Source organism: Streptomyces rugosispiralis, from assembly GCF_024505145.1.
GTDB lineage: Bacteria > Actinomycetota > Actinomycetes > Streptomycetales > Streptomycetaceae > Streptomyces > Streptomyces rugosispiralis.
In genome coordinates, this window is record NZ_JANIAA010000021.1 from 66195 (window position 1) to 83840 (window position 17646).

General features: G+C 73.0%; 20 protein-coding genes. 7 read left to right on the forward strand and 13 right to left on the reverse strand.

Annotated elements, in window-relative coordinates:
* The first annotated feature begins 3 nt into the window (after window positions 1-3).
* Both NP777_RS27300 and NP777_RS27305 read left to right on the forward strand, forming a co-directional pair.
* Window positions 4-3276, forward strand: a complete 3273-nt coding sequence (locus NP777_RS27300) for an SUKH-4 family immunity protein (RefSeq protein WP_256652842.1) — start codon at window positions 4-6, stop codon at window positions 3274-3276.
* A 264-nt stretch (window positions 3277-3540) separates the two neighbouring features.
* Complete coding sequence (locus tag NP777_RS27305) at window positions 3541-4461, forward strand: cellulose-binding protein (RefSeq protein WP_256652843.1); 921 nt, start codon at window positions 3541-3543, stop codon at window positions 4459-4461.
* Between the two features lie 34 nt (window positions 4462-4495).
* Here the strand turns inward: NP777_RS27305 and NP777_RS27310 are convergent, their stop codons facing one another.
* A complete protein-coding gene (locus NP777_RS27310) occupies window positions 4496-6058 on the reverse strand; it encodes an MFS transporter (protein ID WP_256652912.1) in 1563 nt (520 codons plus the stop codon).
* Between the two features lie 471 nt (window positions 6059-6529).
* Here NP777_RS27310 and NP777_RS27315 point away from each other — a divergent pair, with 471 nt between their 5' ends.
* Together NP777_RS27315 and NP777_RS27320 are read left to right on the forward strand one after the other, a co-directional pair.
* On the forward strand, window positions 6530-7354 hold the full coding sequence (locus NP777_RS27315) for an ABC transporter ATP-binding protein (RefSeq protein WP_256652844.1): 825 nt from the start codon (window positions 6530-6532) through the stop codon (window positions 7352-7354).
* Window positions 7351-9921: an ABC transporter permease gene (locus NP777_RS27320; protein WP_256652845.1), complete on the forward strand. Its 2571-nt coding sequence runs from the start codon at window positions 7351-7353 to the stop codon at window positions 9919-9921. The genes NP777_RS27315 and NP777_RS27320 overlap by 4 nt, the downstream gene beginning before the upstream one ends.
* A gap of 126 nt (window positions 9922-10047) precedes the next feature.
* Here the strand turns inward: NP777_RS27320 and NP777_RS27325 are convergent, their stop codons facing one another.
* A complete protein-coding gene (locus tag NP777_RS27325; protein ID WP_256652846.1) occupies window positions 10048-10284 on the reverse strand; it encodes a hypothetical protein in 237 nt (78 codons plus the stop codon).
* A gap of 284 nt (window positions 10285-10568) precedes the next feature.
* On the opposite strand from NP777_RS27325, the gene NP777_RS27330 reads away from it, so the two are divergent.
* A complete protein-coding gene (locus NP777_RS27330) occupies window positions 10569-10967 on the forward strand; it encodes a VOC family protein (RefSeq protein WP_201855035.1) in 399 nt (132 codons plus the stop codon).
* Window positions 10968-11030: 63 nt separating this feature from the next.
* Here NP777_RS27330 and NP777_RS27335 read toward each other — a convergent pair whose 3' ends face one another.
* Together NP777_RS27335 and NP777_RS27340 are read right to left on the reverse strand one after the other, a co-directional pair.
* Window positions 11031-12059 (reverse strand): DNA-3-methyladenine glycosylase family protein, encoded by a 1029-nt coding sequence (locus tag NP777_RS27335; protein ID WP_256652847.1) that lies wholly within the window; start codon window positions 12057-12059, stop codon window positions 11031-11033.
* Window positions 12060-12061: 2 nt separating this feature from the next.
* Complete coding sequence (locus NP777_RS27340) at window positions 12062-12433, reverse strand: VOC family protein (RefSeq protein WP_256652848.1); 372 nt, start codon at window positions 12431-12433, stop codon at window positions 12062-12064.
* Between the two features lie 99 nt (window positions 12434-12532).
* Between NP777_RS27340 and NP777_RS27345 the strand changes: the two genes are divergently transcribed.
* Window positions 12533-12994, forward strand: a complete 462-nt coding sequence (locus tag NP777_RS27345; protein ID WP_256652849.1) for a MarR family winged helix-turn-helix transcriptional regulator — start codon at window positions 12533-12535, stop codon at window positions 12992-12994.
* Window positions 12995-13006: 12 nt separating this feature from the next.
* On the opposite strand, the gene NP777_RS27350 is transcribed toward NP777_RS27345, so the two are convergent.
* From NP777_RS27350 to NP777_RS27395, 9 genes are all read right to left on the reverse strand, one after another.
* Window positions 13007-13303 (reverse strand): gas vesicle protein K, encoded by a 297-nt coding sequence (locus NP777_RS27350; protein WP_256652913.1) that lies wholly within the window; start codon window positions 13301-13303, stop codon window positions 13007-13009.
* Entirely contained in the window at window positions 13300-13596 is a 297-nt protein-coding gene (locus tag NP777_RS48570) for a gas vesicle protein (protein ID WP_391858587.1), read from the reverse strand. The genes NP777_RS27350 and NP777_RS48570 overlap by 4 nt, the downstream gene beginning before the upstream one ends.
* Window positions 13593-14411, reverse strand: coding sequence for a GvpL/GvpF family gas vesicle protein (locus tag NP777_RS27365; RefSeq protein WP_256652850.1), 819 nt, complete (start codon window positions 14409-14411; stop codon window positions 13593-13595). The genes NP777_RS48570 and NP777_RS27365 overlap by 4 nt, the downstream gene beginning before the upstream one ends.
* On the reverse strand, window positions 14408-14773 hold the full coding sequence (locus tag NP777_RS27370; RefSeq protein WP_256652851.1) for a gas vesicle protein: 366 nt from the start codon (window positions 14771-14773) through the stop codon (window positions 14408-14410). Before NP777_RS27370 ends, NP777_RS27365 begins: the two co-directional genes overlap by 4 nt.
* Complete coding sequence (locus NP777_RS27375) at window positions 14766-15029, reverse strand: gas vesicle protein GvpG (RefSeq protein ID WP_256652852.1); 264 nt, start codon at window positions 15027-15029, stop codon at window positions 14766-14768. Before NP777_RS27375 ends, NP777_RS27370 begins: the two co-directional genes overlap by 8 nt.
* A gap of 1 nt (window position 15030) precedes the next feature.
* On the reverse strand, window positions 15031-15771 hold the full coding sequence (locus NP777_RS27380) for a GvpL/GvpF family gas vesicle protein (RefSeq protein WP_256652853.1): 741 nt from the start codon (window positions 15769-15771) through the stop codon (window positions 15031-15033).
* 3 nt (window positions 15772-15774) lie between these two features.
* Entirely contained in the window at window positions 15775-16275 is a 501-nt protein-coding gene (gvpJ, locus tag NP777_RS27385; protein ID WP_256652854.1) for a gas vesicle protein GvpJ, read from the reverse strand.
* Window positions 16276-16313: 38 nt separating this feature from the next.
* Entirely contained in the window at window positions 16314-16625 is a 312-nt protein-coding gene (locus NP777_RS27390; protein WP_391858588.1) for a gas vesicle protein GvpO, read from the reverse strand.
* 117 nt (window positions 16626-16742) lie between these two features.
* Window positions 16743-16949 carry a DUF397 domain-containing protein gene (locus NP777_RS27395; protein WP_256652856.1) on the reverse strand — a complete coding sequence of 69 codons (207 nt, stop codon included), beginning with the start codon at window positions 16947-16949 and terminating at the stop codon, window positions 16743-16745.
* Between the two features lie 202 nt (window positions 16950-17151).
* On the opposite strand from NP777_RS27395, the gene NP777_RS27400 reads away from it, so the two are divergent.
* Window positions 17152-17523: a hypothetical protein gene (locus NP777_RS27400; RefSeq protein ID WP_256652857.1), complete on the forward strand. Its 372-nt coding sequence runs from the start codon at window positions 17152-17154 to the stop codon at window positions 17521-17523.
* Window positions 17524-17646: the final 123 nt, after the last annotated feature.

Here is a 17646-nt window from a genome sequence, read left to right on the forward strand (position 1 = left end):
GCGATGGTGACCTTCGCACAGGCGCAGGAGCGCGCGGAACTCTGGATCAACGGCGATGTGCCGGCCTATCAGCAGCGCGAGGCGCGAGTCCGGGAGTTCGACCTGGGCTTCGTGGTCTGGGCCGAGGACCGCACGGACGGACCGGTCTCCGGCCACGGGGCCGAGGGCACCCGGATGGTGATCGCCCGCGACAGCGGCGAGACCACGCTGTGGCCGGGGCTGCCGGTGGGCGAGGTGATCCGCCGTTACGAGGAGCGGTACGGCACGACCGACGGCTCCCGCGACGAGTCCACCACCGGGCGGCAGCAGCGCATCGACTTGAACGCGACGTCCTTCCTGTTGACTCCGCCGGAGTGGCTGCAGGAGGCGGCGGACGCGATGAACAGCCGGTCCGAGGGGCGGCTGGACCTTCCCGGGCAGCGGGCGGGAGCGGAGCCGGATGCCGCCGCTGCCTCTGGTGGTTCCGCTTCGGGTCCGGGTCCTTCGGCGCCTCCCGGCCCGCCTGCTCCACCCGCTGCTTCGGCCGCCGGTGCCGCTTCGCCTCCCTTGCCGCCGGAGGGCGACTGGCCGTCGGCCGGTGGGCCGGGGGCCGGGGCCGCCGGGCCCGGGGTGCCGGTCCGCAGGGCTCCGGGCGTGGACGACTGGCCGTCGGACGACGGGGCGCGGAGCGCCGGGCCGGACGCGCCGCACGGCGCGCCGGGCGCGCCGCCCGCTCCACCCGTGCCGGGTGCGCCCGCTCACGGTGGGGCTGTTCCGGGTGTGCCCCGGGACCGGGGCGGGGCCGTGGACGACTGGCCGTCCGACGGTGTCGCGCGCCCGCTCGCGGGCGACCGGCCGCAGGACGGCCTGCCCGCGCCGGGTTCCCCTTCCGCGTCGGCTTCCCCTTCCGCGTCGGCTTCCCCTTCCGCGCCGGGTTCCCCTTCCGCGCCCGGTGCTCCGCCCGCGCCCGGTGCCGCGTCCGGCGGTGCGGGCTGGCGGAACGCGCCGCCTCCGCCCCCGCCCGGTGGCGGCAGCCCGTGGGCCCCGCCCGCGCCGGGCGCCGGTACGCCCTCCTCGGGCGGCCAGGCCGGCAACGCGGCCACACCCGGCGGCGGTACGCCGTGGGACGGTACGGACATCAAGGGCGACGATGACGACGACCGCTCGGTCGCCCCGCCCGCCACGGTCTTCGCCCCGCCGCTCGCGGGCTCGGACGACGAGGACACCCCGGCGCCGGGCGTACGGCCGGACGCCAAGACCGAGTTGATGTCCGGCGGCAGCGCGCTGCCGCCCACGGCCGTCACCCCGTCCGTCGACTTCCCCCACCAGCAGGGCGGCCCCGGTGCCGGTCCGGGTGCCGGTCCCAACGCGAGTGACATCGCGGACGCCGCCACCCGTAAGGCGGGCGGCGGTCCGACGCCTCCGCCGCCCGGTGCTCCGGGGACGCCTGGTGCGCCCGGTGTGCCCGGCGCCCGTCCGGGTGAGGGTTCCACGCCCCCGCCGTCCGGGCCCGGTGCCCCCGGCGCTCCGGCCGGGGGGTACGTACCGACGCAGTTGGTCTCGCAGCTCGACTCCGACAGCCTCGGCGGCGCGCCGCAGCCGCCCGGCCCGCCTGGTCCTCCCGGCCCGCCGGGTGCTCCGGGCCCGCCGGGTGCTCCCGGTACCCCTGGTGCTCCTGGTGGGCAGGGTGGTGGGCAGACGCCGCCTCCGCCTGGTGCGCCGGGTGCGCCCGGTGGCGGTGTGCACGCTGCCGCGACGATGCTCGCGGGTGGTCCGGGCGCGCCCGGCCAGACCCCGCCCCCCGGCACCCCGCAGCCTCCCGGTCCCCCCGGCCCTCCTGGTCCGCCTGGTCCTCCCGGCGCGCCCGGCGCTCCTGGTGCCCACGGCGCTCCCGGCGGGCACGGCGGTGGCCAGACGCCGCCTCCGCCTGGTGCGCCGGGTGCGCCCGGTGGCGGTGTGCACGCTGCCGCGACGATGCTCGCGGGTGGTCCGGGTGCGCCCGGCCAGACCCCGCCCCCCGGCACCCCGCTGCCGCCCGGCGCGCCCGGCGCTCCGGGCCAGGGTGCCCCGTCCGGCCCGCAGCCGCCCGGCCCACCCGGTGTCCCCGGTGCGGGTGGTCCGCATACGCCGCCGCCCCCGCCGGGCGCGGCCGGACCGCCGTACCCGGGCGGACCCGGCGCCCCTGGCGCGCCGGGCGCCCCCGGTATGCCCCCGCCCGCCGGTGCTCCCGCTCAGGGGCTGGCGCCGCCTCCGGGCGCGCCCGCGCCGGGGATGGCGCCGCAGCCCGGCTACGCGTATCCGCCGCCGCCCCCCGGTCAGCCGACCGTGGGTCCGGGCTATATGGCGGTACTGCGCTACCGCGCCCAGGACGGCTCGGAGCAGCAGCTGATCCGCCGTTCGGCGCCCGGGACCCCGCATCCGGAGTGGCAGATCCTGCATGAGCTGCGGGCGATGAACGTCCCGCCGCAGCAGGTGCTGGAGCTCCACACCGAGCTGGAGTCCTGCGATCTGCCCGGCGGCTACTGCGCCCGGATGATCCGGGAGAGCTGGCCGCAGGTGCGGATCAGCCACACCGCTCCGTACGGCCGCGATCACGCCACCCGGCAGCAGGGCGTACGGCATCTGCTGGAGCACCAGGGCGAGCTGCACCAGGTGGCGGACGGCCCGGCGCGTCCGGCGCCGAACCGGGTGCCGCTGCCGCACCCCAGCCAGGTGCAGCCGATTCCGCCGGTGCCGCCGGAGGGTCTCGCGCATGAGCTGGGCCAGGCGTTCGGGCCGCAGGGCATCGTCCGCTTCGACCAGCGCGCGGTGTCGCGGATGGGCGTTCCGGAGGTGGTGGCGCAGACGCTGGTGTGGGCGGGGCTGCCGCTGGACTTCGGTCCGTTCTTCTGGGCGCAGGCCCAGGCGGGCCGCCCGGTGCCGACGCTGGCGGAGCTGGCGGCCGAGCGCGGGGTGCAGTCCGCGCCGGACGCGGGTTCCTACCTGGTCATGGGCAATGACTTCGGCCGCCAGCTGTGTGTGCAGTACGGCACGGCGAACATCGTGGCGGTGCCGCTGGAGGCGACGCCGCAGCCGATCCCGCCGCAGTTCGTGAACACCGGGCTGCCGGAGTTCGTGCGGTGCATGGCGCTGCTGGGCCGGATGTGGCGGCTGCGGTACGGGCTGACGCCGGACCAGGCGGGCCGCTGGACCGTGGACTTCCAGGCGCAGCTCGCGGGTCTGGACCCGGCGGCGCTGTCCACGCCGGACAACTGGTGGGCGGTGCTGCTGGAGCAGATGTGGGACGGCCTGCTGTAAGTCCGTCGTGAGTCTGTCGTGAGCCCGCTGTGAGCCCGCCCGCGCGGCCCTGACCGCGCGCCACCGACGAACCGCGCGACCGAACAACCAATGGCGATCGAGGCGCCCGACCCCCGTGACGGGGGCGGGCGCCTCGTCGTTGTTGTCACCGGCGGCGCTCCAGGCCGCGGATATGGGCGGAGTGTCGCGTTATGGGGGATGAGAGGCCATCTATAAAGATGTGCGCCGAAGCGCGTTGCATACCGGACAAAAGGGGTTCCAAGGATGGGCGCATCGGTGTCACGTCATGGCTTCACCATCGTCGGCGGACGGGGCCGTGGCTACCGTGCCGCGCAGGTCGACCGCTATGTGGCCGAGCTGTCCGAATCGCGGGACGCGGCGTGGGAGCGCGCCGCGCGCCTCACCGTGCTGGCCAATGAGCTGACCGCCGAGGCGGAGCGGCTGCGCGAGGTGATCTCCCAATTGGCCCCACAGACCTATGAGTCCCTCGGCGACCGGGCCCAGCTGATCCTGATGGCGGCCGAGGAGGAGGTCGTCTGTCTGCGGGCGGCGGCCGAGGCGACCGCGCAGGAGGAGTGGGAGGCCGCGCAGGCCGTGGCCCGTCGGGTGCGGGACGCCGCCCGCGACGAGGCCGAGCTGGTCCGTGAGGCCGCCGAGGCGGCGGCGCGTGCCACCTTGGAGTCGGCCCAGGTGGACGTGGACGAGCTACGGGCCGTCTCGCGCCAGGACGCCAAGGAGTGGCGGACCCAGGCGCTGGCGGAGCTGAAGGACATGCGGCAGCGCACCGCCGGGATCCTGGCCGAGCAGGAGCGCGAGCACGCCGAGCGGTGGGAGGCGGCGGGCCGCGAGCTGGCCGAGCGGGACCACGCGATGACGGCCCGGCTGGCCCAGCTTGAGGAGTACTCCCAGGCGGGGCTCGCCGACGCCAAGCGGGAGTACGGGATGGCCGAGCAGGCCGCGCGGCTGCGGCAGGAGGACGCGCAGGCGCAGGCGGCGGAGATCATCGCCCAGGCGCGGGCCCGGGAGGAGCGGCTGGCCCGGGAGACGGAGCGGACGCTGCGCGAGCACGTGGAGCGGCGCGAGGAGCTCAAGGCCCATCTGGAGCATGTGCGCGGCAGCCTGGCGGCCCTCACCGGCAAGCCGGTGGCGGAGGACGCGACGGCGGCCCCGCACCACGAGTCCTGAACCCACCGCCCGGCCCCGAGGACCAGGCCGCCGTTCAGGCTTCCGCGTCCGCCGCGGCCTCCGGCCGTACCGGAAAGCGGCGCGGGGCGAGGAACACCAGGGCCAGCAGCGCCAGCAGCGCGGCGGTGGCCGAGCCCAGGTAGACGTGGTCGACGGCGGTGTCCACGGCCCGCCGCAGATAGTCGGCCGCCTGGTCGGTGAGGGTGCCCGGGTGCTCCAGGGCGCGGGACACCGAGTCCAGGTCGTCGGGCAGCCCCGGCCGGATGGCGTCGGGGGCCTGGGCCAGCCGGGAGGCCAGCGTCGCGTTGGCCACGGCGCCGAAGAGCGCCGCCCCGAGGCTCTGGCCGACCTGGCGGCAGAAGAGGATCGAGGCGGTGGCGGTGCCGCGCTCGGCCCATTCGACGGACGACTGCACCCCGATGATCAGCGGTAGCTGGAAGAGCCCGAGCGCGCCCCCGAGCAGCAGCATGATCAGCGCGGGCTGCCAGGCGGCGCCCGGGTAGGGGAGCAGGGGGAAGGCGGCCAGGATCAGCGTGGCGGCCGTCATCCCGGTGATGGCGCAGCGCCGGAAGCCGACGCGGTTGTAGACACGGCTGCTGAGCGCGGCCGCGATCGGCCAGCTCAGCGTCATCGTGGACAGCACGAACCCGGCCGGTATCGGTCCGAGCCCCAGCACCGACTGGGCGTAGGTGGGCAGGAAGACGGTCGGCGCGATCATCAGCAGACCGAGCGCGGCGAAGGCGACGTTGACCGCCGAGATGGTGCGACGGTGCCAGACCCACCCGGGGATGATCGGTTCGGCGGCGTGCCGTTCGATCCATACGGTGGCCGCCGCGCACACCGCGGCGCCGCCGAGCATGGTGAGCGAGGGCGCGGACAGCCAGCCCCAGGCCACTCCGCCCTGGACGAGGGCGGTCAGCAGCAGCCCGCCGCTGAGGAACACACCGAGCGCCCCGGCCCAGTCGACCCGGGGGCGGCTCTCCAGGTGCCGCTTCGGTTCGTGGAGATGGCGCGTGATCAGGGTGAACGCCAGGGCGCCGACCGGCAGATTGATGAGGAAGATCCACCGCCAGTCGGCGTATCCGGCGAGCACCCCGCCGATCGCGGGGCCCGCCACGGAGGAGAGCGCCCACACCGAGGAGAGCCTGGCCTGGATCTTCGGGCGCTCCTTGAGCGGATAGAGGTCGGCGGCGACGACCTGGATGGTGCCCTGGAGCGCCCCGCCGCCCAGCCCCTGGACGACCCGGAAGGCGATGAGGGAGGCCATGTTCCAGGCCCCGGCGCACAGCAGCGAGCCGATGACGAAGAGCACGACGCCCGCGAGCAGGATGGGCTTGCGGCCGAAGGTGTCGGAGAGCTTTCCGTACAGCGGCAGGGAGACCGTGACGGCGAGCAGATAGCCGGAGAAGAGCCAGGAGAAGACGGAGAAGCCGCCGAGGTCGCCGACGATCTGCGGGACCGCGGTGGAGATGATGGTCGAGTCCAGCGCGGCCAGCGACATGCCGAGCATCAGCGCGGCGACGACGGGGCGGCGGCCGCTGGGGGCGGGGGTCCGGGAGTGGAGCTGGGACGCGGGGGGCCTGGGGTCCGCGTCCATCGGCCGTCGTGCGGTGCCGCCCACGGTGGCGCGCTCCCTCCGCCGGTCCGGGCCGGCACATGTCCCTGTTGTTCGTACGCCGGACTCGCGTGCGCACGATTCTTGTACGACCCACGATTCCATGCCGGGGCAGGCTGGCGGAAGAACGCATCCGGGCTGTCCAGGAGGCCCGGTTTGAACCTGACGTGGCGGAAGGGTGCAGCATCGACCCCGAGTCCGGGGTCAGACCCAGGACTCACTCCCCTAGGGGATGCCCACCCTGTACTCCTACTCCCGGTTCGTCCGGGCGGATGAGGAGCCCGTCGTCCCCACTTCATAAGGTTGCTACGGGCTGCGCGACCGAGGGGGTGGGGCTAGCCCTACCGCTAAGAGGGAGTCATTCCCCATCGCGGAGGTTCCCGGATCGCGGCAATCTTGATGCGGCGATCGGGGAACGAGAGATCGTCGATCGGACATCGAAGGAGAAAGACCGTGACAACGGCTGTATCGATTCCCAGGACCGGGGGCAGCGGAGGACATACGGCCGTCGCCGCCCGTGCGCGTCAGGTCGTCAAGGCGTACGGCTCCGGGGAGACCCGGGTGGTCGCGCTGGACCATGTGGACGTGGACATCGCGCGGGGGCAGTACACCGCGATCATGGGCCCGTCCGGCTCCGGCAAGTCGACCCTGATGCACTGCCTGGCCGGGCTGGACACCGTCAGCTCCGGGCAGATCTTCATCGACGAGACCGAGATCACCAAGCTGAAGGACAAGAAGCTCACCAGGCTGCGCCGGGACCGGATCGGCTTCATCTTCCAGGCGTTCAACCTGCTGCCGACGCTCAGCGCGATCGAGAACATCACGCTGCCGATGGACATCGCGGGCCGCAAGCCCGACCGGGCCTGGATGGACCAGGTGGTGGAGACCGTGGGGCTGGCCGGCCGGCTCAAGCACCGTCCGAACCAGCTCTCCGGCGGTCAGCAGCAGCGCGTCGCCGTGGCCCGCGCCCTCGCCGCCCGCCCCGAGATCATCTTCGGTGACGAGCCGACCGGAAACCTGGACTCGCGGGCCGGCGCCGAGGTGCTGGGCTTCCTCAAGCGGTCGGTGGACGAGCTGGGCCAGACCATCGTGATGGTCACCCATGACCCGGTCGCCGCCTCCTACGCCAACCGGGTGCTGTACCTGGCCGACGGCCGGATCGTCGACGAGATGTACAACCCGACGGCCGACCTGGTCCTGGAGCGCATGCTGCATCTATCGCCGGGGGGCGACCCCCGGACCCCCGAGGACTTCGACGCGCGAGGACGGGTGTCATGACCGTCCTCAAGACCTCACTGCGCAACTTCCTCGCCCACAAGGGGCGGATGGCGCTGTCCGCGATCGCCGTGCTGCTGTCGGTGGCCTTCGTCTGCGGCACGCTCGTCTTCACCGACACCACCAACGCCACGTTCGACAAGCTCTTCGCGAGCACGGCCTCCGATGTCACGGTCAGCCCCAAGGGCGTCAGCGACAAGGACACCCGGCAGGGCCGGATCCGTACCCTGCCCGGTTCGGAGCTGGCGCGGCTGAAGCACGTGGACGGCGTCAAGTCGGTGCTGGGCGACGCCACCAGCCAGTCGATCACCGCCGCCGACCGCAACGACAACAGCATCGGCTCGGACACCGGCGCCCCGACCATCGGCACCAACTGGGACCCGACCGAGAAGCGCTCGGTCGCGATCACCTCCGGCCACGCGCCGCGCGGCCCGACCGAGGTGATGGTCGACGCCGACACCGCCAAGAACAAGAAGCTCACGCTCGGCGACGAGCTGCGGATCATCGCCATCCCGGGCGAGTTCCGCGCGAAGATCGTCGGCATCGCCACGTTCCAGGTGACCAACCCCGGCGCCACGCTGATCTACACGGACACCGACACCGCGCAGCGCAAGCTGCTCGGCGCCCCCGGGGTCTACTCCAGCTACTCGCTCACCGCCAAGGCGGGCGTCAGCCACGACCAGCTGAAGAAGAACGTCGTGGCCGACCTCGGTACCGGGGTCAAGGTGCAGACGAAGGCCGAGTCCAGCAAGGAGTCCCAGGACAACATCGGCTCGTTCCTGGACGTGATGAAGTACGCGATGCTCGGCTTCGCCGGGATCGCCGTCCTGGTCGGCATCTTCCTGATCGTCAACACCTTCTCGATGCTGGTCGCCCAGCGCACCCGTGAGATCGGCCTGATGCGGGCCATCGGCTCCAGCCGGAAGCAGATCAACCGGTCGGTGCTGATCGAGGCGCTGCTGCTCGGCATCGTCGGCTCGATCCTCGGTGTCTTCGGCGGGGTCGGCCTCGCGGTCGGCCTGATGAAGATCATGGGCAGCGCGGGGCTCCACCTGAGCACCGACCAGCTCACGGTGAAGGCCACCACGCCCATCATCGGCGTCGGCATCGGCGTCGTCGTCACCGTCATCGCGGCGTACATCCCCGCCCGCCGGGCCGGGAAGATCTCCCCGATGGCGGCCCTGCGCGACGCGGGCACCCCGGCGGACAGCAAGGCCGGATGGATCCGCGGCGCGATCGGCACCCTGCTCACCGCGGGCGGCGCGGCCTCCCTGGTGGTCGCGGGGAACGCGGACAAGGCGGTCGACGGCTCGATGTTCCTGGGCCTCGGCGTGGTGCTGACGCTCATCGGCTTCATCGTGATCGGCCCGCTGCTGGCCGGTCTGGTGGTCCGGGTGCTGGCCACCATCGTGCTGCGGATCTTCGGCCCGATGGGGCGGCTGGCCGAGCGCAACGCGCTGCGCAACCCGCGGCGCACCGGCGCCACCGGCGCGGCCCTGATGATCGGCCTGGCGCTGGTCGCCTGTCTGTCGGTGGTGGGCTCCTCGATGGTCGCCTCGGCCACCGACGAGCTGGACAAGTCGGTGGGCGCGGACTTCATCATCCAGTCCGACACCGGCCAGCCGATCACCAACGGGATCGCGGACGCGGTGCGCCAGGCCAAGGGGCTGAAGCACATCAGCGAGGCCAAGGACATCGAGGGCACCAAGCTCACCCTGCCCGACGGCAAGACGGTCACCAAGGACCTCTCGGCCGCCAGCCCGACGTACGCCGAGGACCTGCGCACCCCGGTCGTCGAGGGCGACCTGTCCGCCGCCTACGGCAAGGACGCCATGTCGGTGCCGGAGGGCTTCGCCAAGGACCACAAGGTGAAGAAGGGCGACACCCTCACCGTCGCCTTCAAGGAGGGCCGCACCGCCAAGCTGACCGTCGCCGCGATCACCTCGGACGATGTCAGCCTCGACAAGGGCGCGATGTACACCAACATCGCCACCGTCAAGTCTTATGTCCCCGCCAAGCTGATCCCGGCGGACGTCATGATGCTGGCGCAGGCCAAGGACGGCCAGGAGAAGCAGGCGTACGCCTCCCTCAAGTCCCGGCTGCACCACTACCCGTCGGTGAAGGTGCGCGACCAGACCGACTACAAGAAGGAGGTCAAGGACCAGGTCGGTCAGCTGCTCAACCTGGTCTACGGCCTGCTGGCGCTCGCGATCATCGTGGCTGTCCTCGGCGTGGTGAACACCCTGGCCCTCTCGGTCGTCGAGCGGACCCGTGAGATCGGCCTGATGCGCGCCATCGGCGTCTCCCGCCGCCAGATGCGCCGCATGATCCGCCTGGAGTCCGTGGTCATCGCCCTCTTCGGCGCCCTGCTGGGCCTGGGGCTCGGCATGGGCTGGGGCACCACCGCGCAGAAGCTGCTGGCGCTCGAGGGTCTGAAGACCCTGGAGATCCCATGGCCGACGATCATCACGGTCTTCATCGGCTCCGCCGTCGTGGGCCTGATCGCGGCCCTGGTCCCGGCCTTCCGTGCGGCGCGGATGAACGTCCTGAACGCGATCGCCACGGAATAGCAAAGCCAACGGGGGAAATGAGGCCGGCTGCTCTCGACGGGGGCCAGGGCAGCCGGCCCACCGACCGGCCCGGTGCGCGACGGGGGAGCGCACCGGGCCGGTCATGTCTGGCGACAGGCACTCAGGTCAGTTGATGCCCCACGGGTCGGTGATCTGCGCGGAGTCGGTGGTGCCGTCGGCGTTGTGCCACAGGCAGATCTCCCCGACGACATTGATCGGGATGACTATGCCTCCAGAGGCCCAGCATTCGGCCCTGGTGAGCGGAGGACGGCCATCGGCCTGGGCCGTTCCGCCGATTCCCAGCGTGAGGGCGAGGGCTCCGAGGGTGGTTGCCGCGGCTAACGCAAGGCGACGAGAGCGCATGTCCGTACACTCCGATCCGGTGGGCGTTCCACCTCGACGAGAAAGCTAGCCGGACGAATTCGAGGAATTCACTAGAACTGTTACCGCACGGTTCGGATGGGGCGGTGTCGGCGCATTCCGGCACACTGGCCGCGATCGACGCCGCCGCACCGGCCGACCAGATCGCCGGCACCCGCTACGACGAGAAGAGCCTCACCTTCGTCAATCGCTGATCGGGGGACCGATGAGTTTCGGGGTGGTCCGGGGTCTTTGGAGGTGAACGCAACACTCCAAGGGAGATCACCATGACCGAGACCGCGAAAGGCGCCCGCTTCACCGAGGTGGGCCGGGTTGCCGTCACCGTAGCCGATCAGGACCGGGCGCTGGAGTTCTATGTGGGCACGCTCGGCTTCGAGAAGCGCGCGGACATCCCCTTCGGCGACGGTCACCGCTGGATCGAGGTGGCCCCGGCGGGCGCCCCGACCGGGATCGCGCTCGTCCTGCCGCGCGAGGGCGGGCAGGGGCCGGGCTACGACACCGGCGTCATCCTCACCTCCGAGGACATCGACGCCGACCACGCGGCGCTGCGCGAACGCGGCGTCGACACCGACCCGGAGGTCCAGCGCTGGGGCGCCCCGGTGCCGCCGATGTTCAGCTTCCGGGACGCGGACGGCAACGCGGTGATGGTCGTCGAGAACGGCTGACCCCGTCGGCCACCGGTGAAGAGCCGGTCCGCGGACGGGGGGCGGACCGGCTCTTCGGCGTGGTTACGACGTACGGCCGCCGATCTCCGCGGCGCGGACGCGGAGCAGCAGCCCGACCCAGCTGCGGTAGGGCTGCCAGCGGTCGGCGATACCGGCCAGCCGGCGGATGTCGCCCGAGGCGGCCTCGTCGAGGCCGTACGCGTCGGCCATGGCCGCGTGCAGCCGCGGTTCGTGACGCGGGAAGACATCGGGGTGCCCGGCGCCCCGGATGAGGATGAGTTCGGCGGAGAACGGGCCGATGCCGGGGAGGGCGCGCAGCGCCGCGAGGGCGTCGTCCACCGGCATCGAGCGCAGCCGCGCGGCGTCGAGTTCACCGGCGTCGGCCGCTTCCGCCAGCGCGTGCAGCCGCTCGATCTTCACCTCGGTCAGGCCGGGGGCGCGGGTGATCGCGCGCAGGGCCGGTGGGGTGGGGAAGGCGTACAGGGTCCTTCCCTCGATCCGGACGCGCCGTCCGTGCCGCTCGGCGAGACGGGCCTTGACGGCGGCGGCCTGGGTCATGCGGATGCGGTGGCCGATGACCGCCCACGCGGCGGCCTCGTAGGGCGAGTGGAAGCACACCGGCCGAAGCCCCGGATAGTCCGCCATGAGCCCGGCCACCACGGGGTCGGCGGCGAGTCCGGGGAAGCCGCTGCCGTCGACGTCGAGCGAGAGGATGCGGGCCAGCTGGGCCCGGACGGCCTCGCCGGAGCCGGGGCCGGGGCCGGAGTCAGGGCCGGGGCCGGAGTCAGGGCCGGGGCCGGAGCCAGGGCCGGACCCGGGGCCGGTCCCGGGGCCGGTCCCGGCGGACGCGGGGTCCGCCGGGGTGCCGGGATACATGGTGAACTCGGCCCGGACCCTGCCCGCCGCTCCCTCCGCCGTCTCCTCCTGCCGCACCGCGGCGGCCACCGTCGAGTGGCCGTCGTCGGCGGGGAAGGCCAGGCGGAGCACCTCGTCCGCCGTGCCCTGATAGCTCGCCGGGGTGAAGCCCTCCAGGAAGCGCATGCTCGCCGCGAGCGAGAAGGGGCCGGACGGGGTGAGGACGACGGCGGCCACGGTCAGCCTCCGTGCGCGGTGAGGGCGTAGCCCTCCGGGCCGATGAAGGTGAACGTGCGGCCGAAGGGGCTGTCCTGGGGCGGACTGACGATGGGCACCCCGGCGGCGGCGAGCTGGTCGTGCAGCGCCTGGGCGTCCGTGGTGCGGAACCACAGGGCCACCCCGAGACCGGGCCGTGCGACGTCGTCGAGGTCCACGCCCGGCAGCGGCTCGCGGACGGCGAACGGGATCGGCTCGCTGGTGAACACCACCGCGCCGGGCGGCGAGGCCGGTGCGCGCCGTAGGCCGAGGTGGGTTTCGCAGAAGTCGGCCGCCGCCTCGACATCGCGTACCTGCAGGGCGATGAAGTCGGGGCCGTCGATGGTGGCGGGCATGGGTCCTCCCCGGTTGTTGGCTGAGTCAGTGCTTTCGATGTCAGGACTTTGACATTACTGGACTGTACGCACGGCGGTTCCCCATGTCAAAATCCTGACATGGATGACCGGACTCCCGTGGCCCCGCCGCACCCCGCCGACGACGTCACCGAGCATGTGGGCTACCGCCTCAAACGCGCCGCCGCGGCGCTGCGCGGCGCCATGGACAAGGCGCTGCGCGAGCACGGGCTGACGGTGCCGCAGTACGCCTGCCTCGAACTCCTCGACGAGCGGCCCGGCCTGTCCAACGCCGAACTCGCCCGCGGTACGTTCGTCACCCGGCAGTCCATGAACGTGGTCCTCCGCGGCCTCCAGGACGCGGACCTGATCTCCCGGCCCGCCACCACGGACCACGGCCGCGCGCTCCCCGCCCACCTCACCGAGCGCGGCCGGGAACGGCTCCACGTGGCCCGGTCCGCCGTCTACGCCATCGAACGGACGATGGTCGAGGCCCTCCCGCGGCGGCGCCTGGCCGCCCTCCTCACCGACCTCGACCGCATGGCGGAAGCCCTCGGCGGCTGACCTGCCCCCGCCTCAGTCGCGGGGGAGCAGGGTGCCCAGGGGGCCGAGGTCCAGGTTGAGGTCTTCCGGCGTCAGGCCGTGCTGGTCGCACAGCTCCGTCATGCGCTGGTCGAGCAGCATCAGCGTGGTGCCGATGCGCTCGATCTGGTCCTCGGTGAGGCCGCCCGCGTCGATGCGGCGGATGGCCTGGCGCTCCATCAGCTGCCGGAGGAGTTCGACGACCGTCAGCACCAGGGCCACCAGGTCGCGGCCGACCGAGTCGCGGTCGATGTCCACGCGGGACGGGGGGGAGGGGACCGGCGTGCTCATAGCGGGCCGCTGTCGGTCCATGGCGCCCGCACCCGTTCGTTGACCGAGGAGAGGAGGGCGTGCAGGGAGAGGCGGACGAGGGGGACCTCGGCGATCGCGATGACCAGGTCGCCGGTGATGACGACGCCGGTGGCGAGCACCCGGTCCAGGAGGTCCACCAGGGGGACGCCGAGCGGGCCCAGGGCCTCGGCGGGGGCGGTTCCCCACTCGGGGGCTTCTTCGCGGGCGGTGGCGGCGGGGGTCGCTGCCCACCGCGCTCTCGCCGGGGTGGCCTCCCAGGCGGGCGTGGTCATGGGGTCGCCCTCGCGTCCGTGACTCCCCCGTCCGCGAAGGAGTACGGCGCCCACGGTCCGGAGAGTTCGATCTGGACGTCCGTCTCGTCGTGGCGCAACGACGCGAGCGCGGCGCGCAGTTCGCGCTCCCGGCCCAGGTCGAGGAGGTAGGCCGCGTTCAGCACATGGGTGCGGTGCTTCCCGGTCACCTCGACGCCGTGTGGGCGCAGTCGGCGCGCGGCCACGGCGAGGCCCCGGACGACGGTGTCCACCCGTTCGGCGGCCCGCAGCGCCAGGGTGTGGCGCTGTTCCCGGTCGTGCCGGCGGGTGCGGACGCGGTCCAGATAGGCGCGGCCGCTGCCGGGGCCGTCCCCCGGGGCCGCTGCCGGGGCCGCTTCCGGGGCGGGCGGCGGTCCCGCCGGGGCGTAGACCTTGACGCCCCATTCGACCCGGCCCGCGATCCGGTCCAGGGCGGTCAGGAAGGACGTCTCCCGCTCGCCCAGGGCCTCGCGGACCCGGCCGTCGTCGAGATAGACGGTGGCCAGGGGCAGTGGAACGGCCGGGGCGAGCGCCGACGCCGCCGTGATCACCGAGTGGTGGGCGCGGGCGCAGCGCTCCAGTTCGGCGCCGTCGGACAGCCGCCGCCGCAGCGCCTCCTCGCCGTACCCGGCAGCGGGCACGTCCTGCACCACGGCGATGAGCGGGCCCGCCGCGACCGTACGGACGGGGGCGCCGGTGCCGAGCCCGGGGAGTTCCGCCAACGGTTCCGGCGGCACGGTGAGGCCGCCGCCTCGGCAGACCGCGAAGGCGTAGGTGAGGGCGGGGATTTCAGTCATGGCCGCCTCTCCTCCTCGGCCGCGCCGACCGTGCTCGGCTCCTCCGCGCCGATCCGTGACTCCAGGGCGTGCAGCCGCGTCCGCAGTTCCGCGTTCTCCTGCGCGAGGGTGTCCCGCGCGGCGCGCGACGAGAGCGCGGGGTCGGTTTCCCACCAGTCGATGCCGGCCTTACGGGCGGTGTCCACGGAGGAGATGAACAGCCGCAGCCGGATGGTGAGCAGTTCGATGTCCAACAGGTCGATCTTGATGTCCCCGGCGATCACGATGCCCTTGTCCAGGACCCGTTCCAGGATCTCGGCGAGGTCGGAGGGGTGCCGCTCGGTGGCCACGGAGGCGGGGTGGACCAGATCGCGTTCAGCCATGGCGCCGCACCGTCGCCCTTCCTCCCCGGCCGCCCGAACGCTCCAGCAGCTCCAGCAGCCGGTCCTCCTCCCGGTCGAACTCCTCCGGGCCGATCGCCCCCGACTCCAGGGCCTCGTTCAGCGCGGCGAGCCGGGCGCGCAGCACCGACGGATGGCACATCTCCTCCTCCGCCAGATCCCGCACGCGCTCCGCGACCCACACCACCCCGCGCACCGGCGCCAGCGGGAAGAGGACGACCTGGCTCAGCACGCCCATCTCAGGCCCGGCCTTCCGTGAAGCTGTAGCAGGGCAGCGGGCCGGTGAGCCGCAGTTCGGCCCGGTCGCGTTGGGCGGCGGCGAGGCGTTCCACGGCGTCCTCGAACCGCCGCCGCTCGCGCCGGTCCAGCAGGAACGAGGCGTTGAGCACGCAGCCCTCGACCTCCGGGCCGTGCACCGTGGCGTCCGCCACGGCGGAGAGCTCCGCGAGCACCGTGGCCGCGGCCGCCGCCGCCCGGCGCCTCAGCCCGCGTGCCACGGCCTCGCCGAGCCGCACACTGGCCTCGTACCCCGGGGCCCGGCGCGCGGCGGTGCGCAACCGGCCCACCTCGGGATCCTCCCGTACCAGCGAGCCCAGGTCGGCCTCGGTGGGCAGCGCCTTGAGGTTCATCTCGACGCGCCCCTCGACGCGTTCCAGCGCGGCCAGGCAGTCGTTCTGTGTGGACAGCAGTTGCCGCCGCACCGACTCCTCGTCGGGGGCGACCATCCCGAAGCGCATCGGCAGCACCGGCCCGTCCCGCCCCAGCGTCAGGGCGAGGTCCTGGTGGGCGAGGAGGTCGCGGCGCTTCGCGCGCAGCCGGGCCGGAGCGTCGCTGATCACCGCGGCCAGCGCTCCGGCCCGGACGGTACGGACCGGGGCGGGCCGCTCGCCCACTCCGATGCGGCCGGGCGGCACCGTGTGGGAGGCGCGGACGACGCCGTAGACGTACACGCTCCGAGGTGCGGGCGCGGGCGCGGTCATGGATCAGTCCTCCTCGGACGGCTCGGACGGCTCGGACGCGGAAGCGGAACGGCGGCGGGTGGGGGCGGCGCGCCGCCGGGGGCGGCTCTCCCGCTCCTCCCGCTCCCCTTCTTCCTCCTCGTCGTCATCGGCCCCGACGGCCCGTTTGACCTTCTCGCCGACGCCCGCCACCGCCTTCTTGGCCTTCTTCTTGCCGAGGCCCGTGGCCATCCGCCCGGCCGGACTCCCGCCGCCGCCCGCCACCCCGCCCAGCAGCTCCGGAACCGTCTTGCTGCGGTCGAATTCGAGGTCCACGCGGTTGCAGGCTTCGGCGAAGCGGAGGTATGTGTCCACGCTGGCGACCACGATCCGGGCGTCGATCTTCAGGATCTCGATGCCGACGAGGGAGACCCGGATGAAGACGTCGATCACCATGCCCCGGTCGAGGATGAGTTCCAGGCAGTCGTAGAGGGTGCCGGTCCGCTGGATGCGGACGACCTCTTCCGTATAAGTGCCAGTGGGCATCGCGGGGCGTCCTTTCGGCTGTCGTCTCGCCAGTCGTCTCAGCAGTCGTCGGCCGCGCCGCGCCGGTAGCGGCGGACCCTCCGGTATTCCTGGAGTTCGCCCCGCTCGTCGATGCGCACCTCGTACGTGGCCAGCAGGCTGGTGGTGTCGGGGATCCGGGCGACCTCGAGGACGTCCACGCTGACGAGCCAGCCGTCCTCCTGGCGGGCCACGCCGCTGACGCCCTCGGGCTCATGGACGATCAGTGAGGCGAGCTGTTCGCACGCGTGCCGGGCGGCCTCGGCCGGCTTGGGCGGCCGGGGGCGGGGGCTCGTCCTGGTGGGCGACGGGCGCGGGTCTCGCTCTGCCATGTGCATCAGTGTGTTCACAGGGCGTGTCCGGCCGCCCGTCGTGATGGGCCGGACGGGCTGTGCGGTGCGTCTCCGGCCCCGGTGCGCTCACGAGGGAGTGCACCGGGACCGGGGGCGTCAGCCGGTGGTGAGGCGATCGAACGCGCCCGCCTTGACGGCGCGTATGAAGACCCCGAACGTGGCGGGGGTGGTGGCGAGGGTGGTGCCGGGCGCGTCGCTCTCGCGCATGCGGACTTTACTGTCGCCGTCGAGGGCGACGTAGACGCAGTTCGCCGCGTTGCCGCTGAACGACGACTTCTGCCAGTTGTCGGTGGACGTGGACACGGACGTTCCTTCGCCAGATGCCCTGCATGACGTGGTGAATAAGGGATCTCCGCGCGGCTGGTGTGGCTCGACCCGGGGGCCGGTGCCGCCTTCGCGCGGGCCGAGGTCGCGTGACGGCGGGGGCGGCAAGGGTGTAACCGCCTCACCCGTCACCCCCGCTTGCCGTACGGTGATCGAAGCACCCTTGGATGGCGGAGGACAGATGACCACGCAGCCGGTTCACGATGGTGGGGCGCTGATCCCCAGACCTGATAAGACCTTCCCCGCGCTGCGTGCCGCACTCGCGCAGGTCGCGCCCTCCCGCCCGGCGGAGATGACGTCCGAGCGGGACACGGTCTTCACGATGGCCACCCAATCCAACAGTTTCGGGCCGATCGCAATGTTCCAGCTCAAGTGGGCCACGGTGATCGAGATCGAGCGGTTTCCCGACGTAGCGCGGCGCCTGCACGCCGCCGAGCACGCCGCTCAGGCGCTCGACAAAGAGGACCCGAAGTGGCAGGCGGCCATGGATGAGATCCGGGAGATCATGCAGACCGCACGCGCGCAGGTCGCTGTCTGTACATCGTCCAGGTGACCCCCTGGCCTCTGTGATCCTGGCGCCGCCATGCGAAGGGCGCGGGTCGACCCCCGGTGACTGATCCCGCACCGGGGGTGCGCGGTAGGCGGAGGGGCGGACCGCGTCCGGCGCACGCCGTCG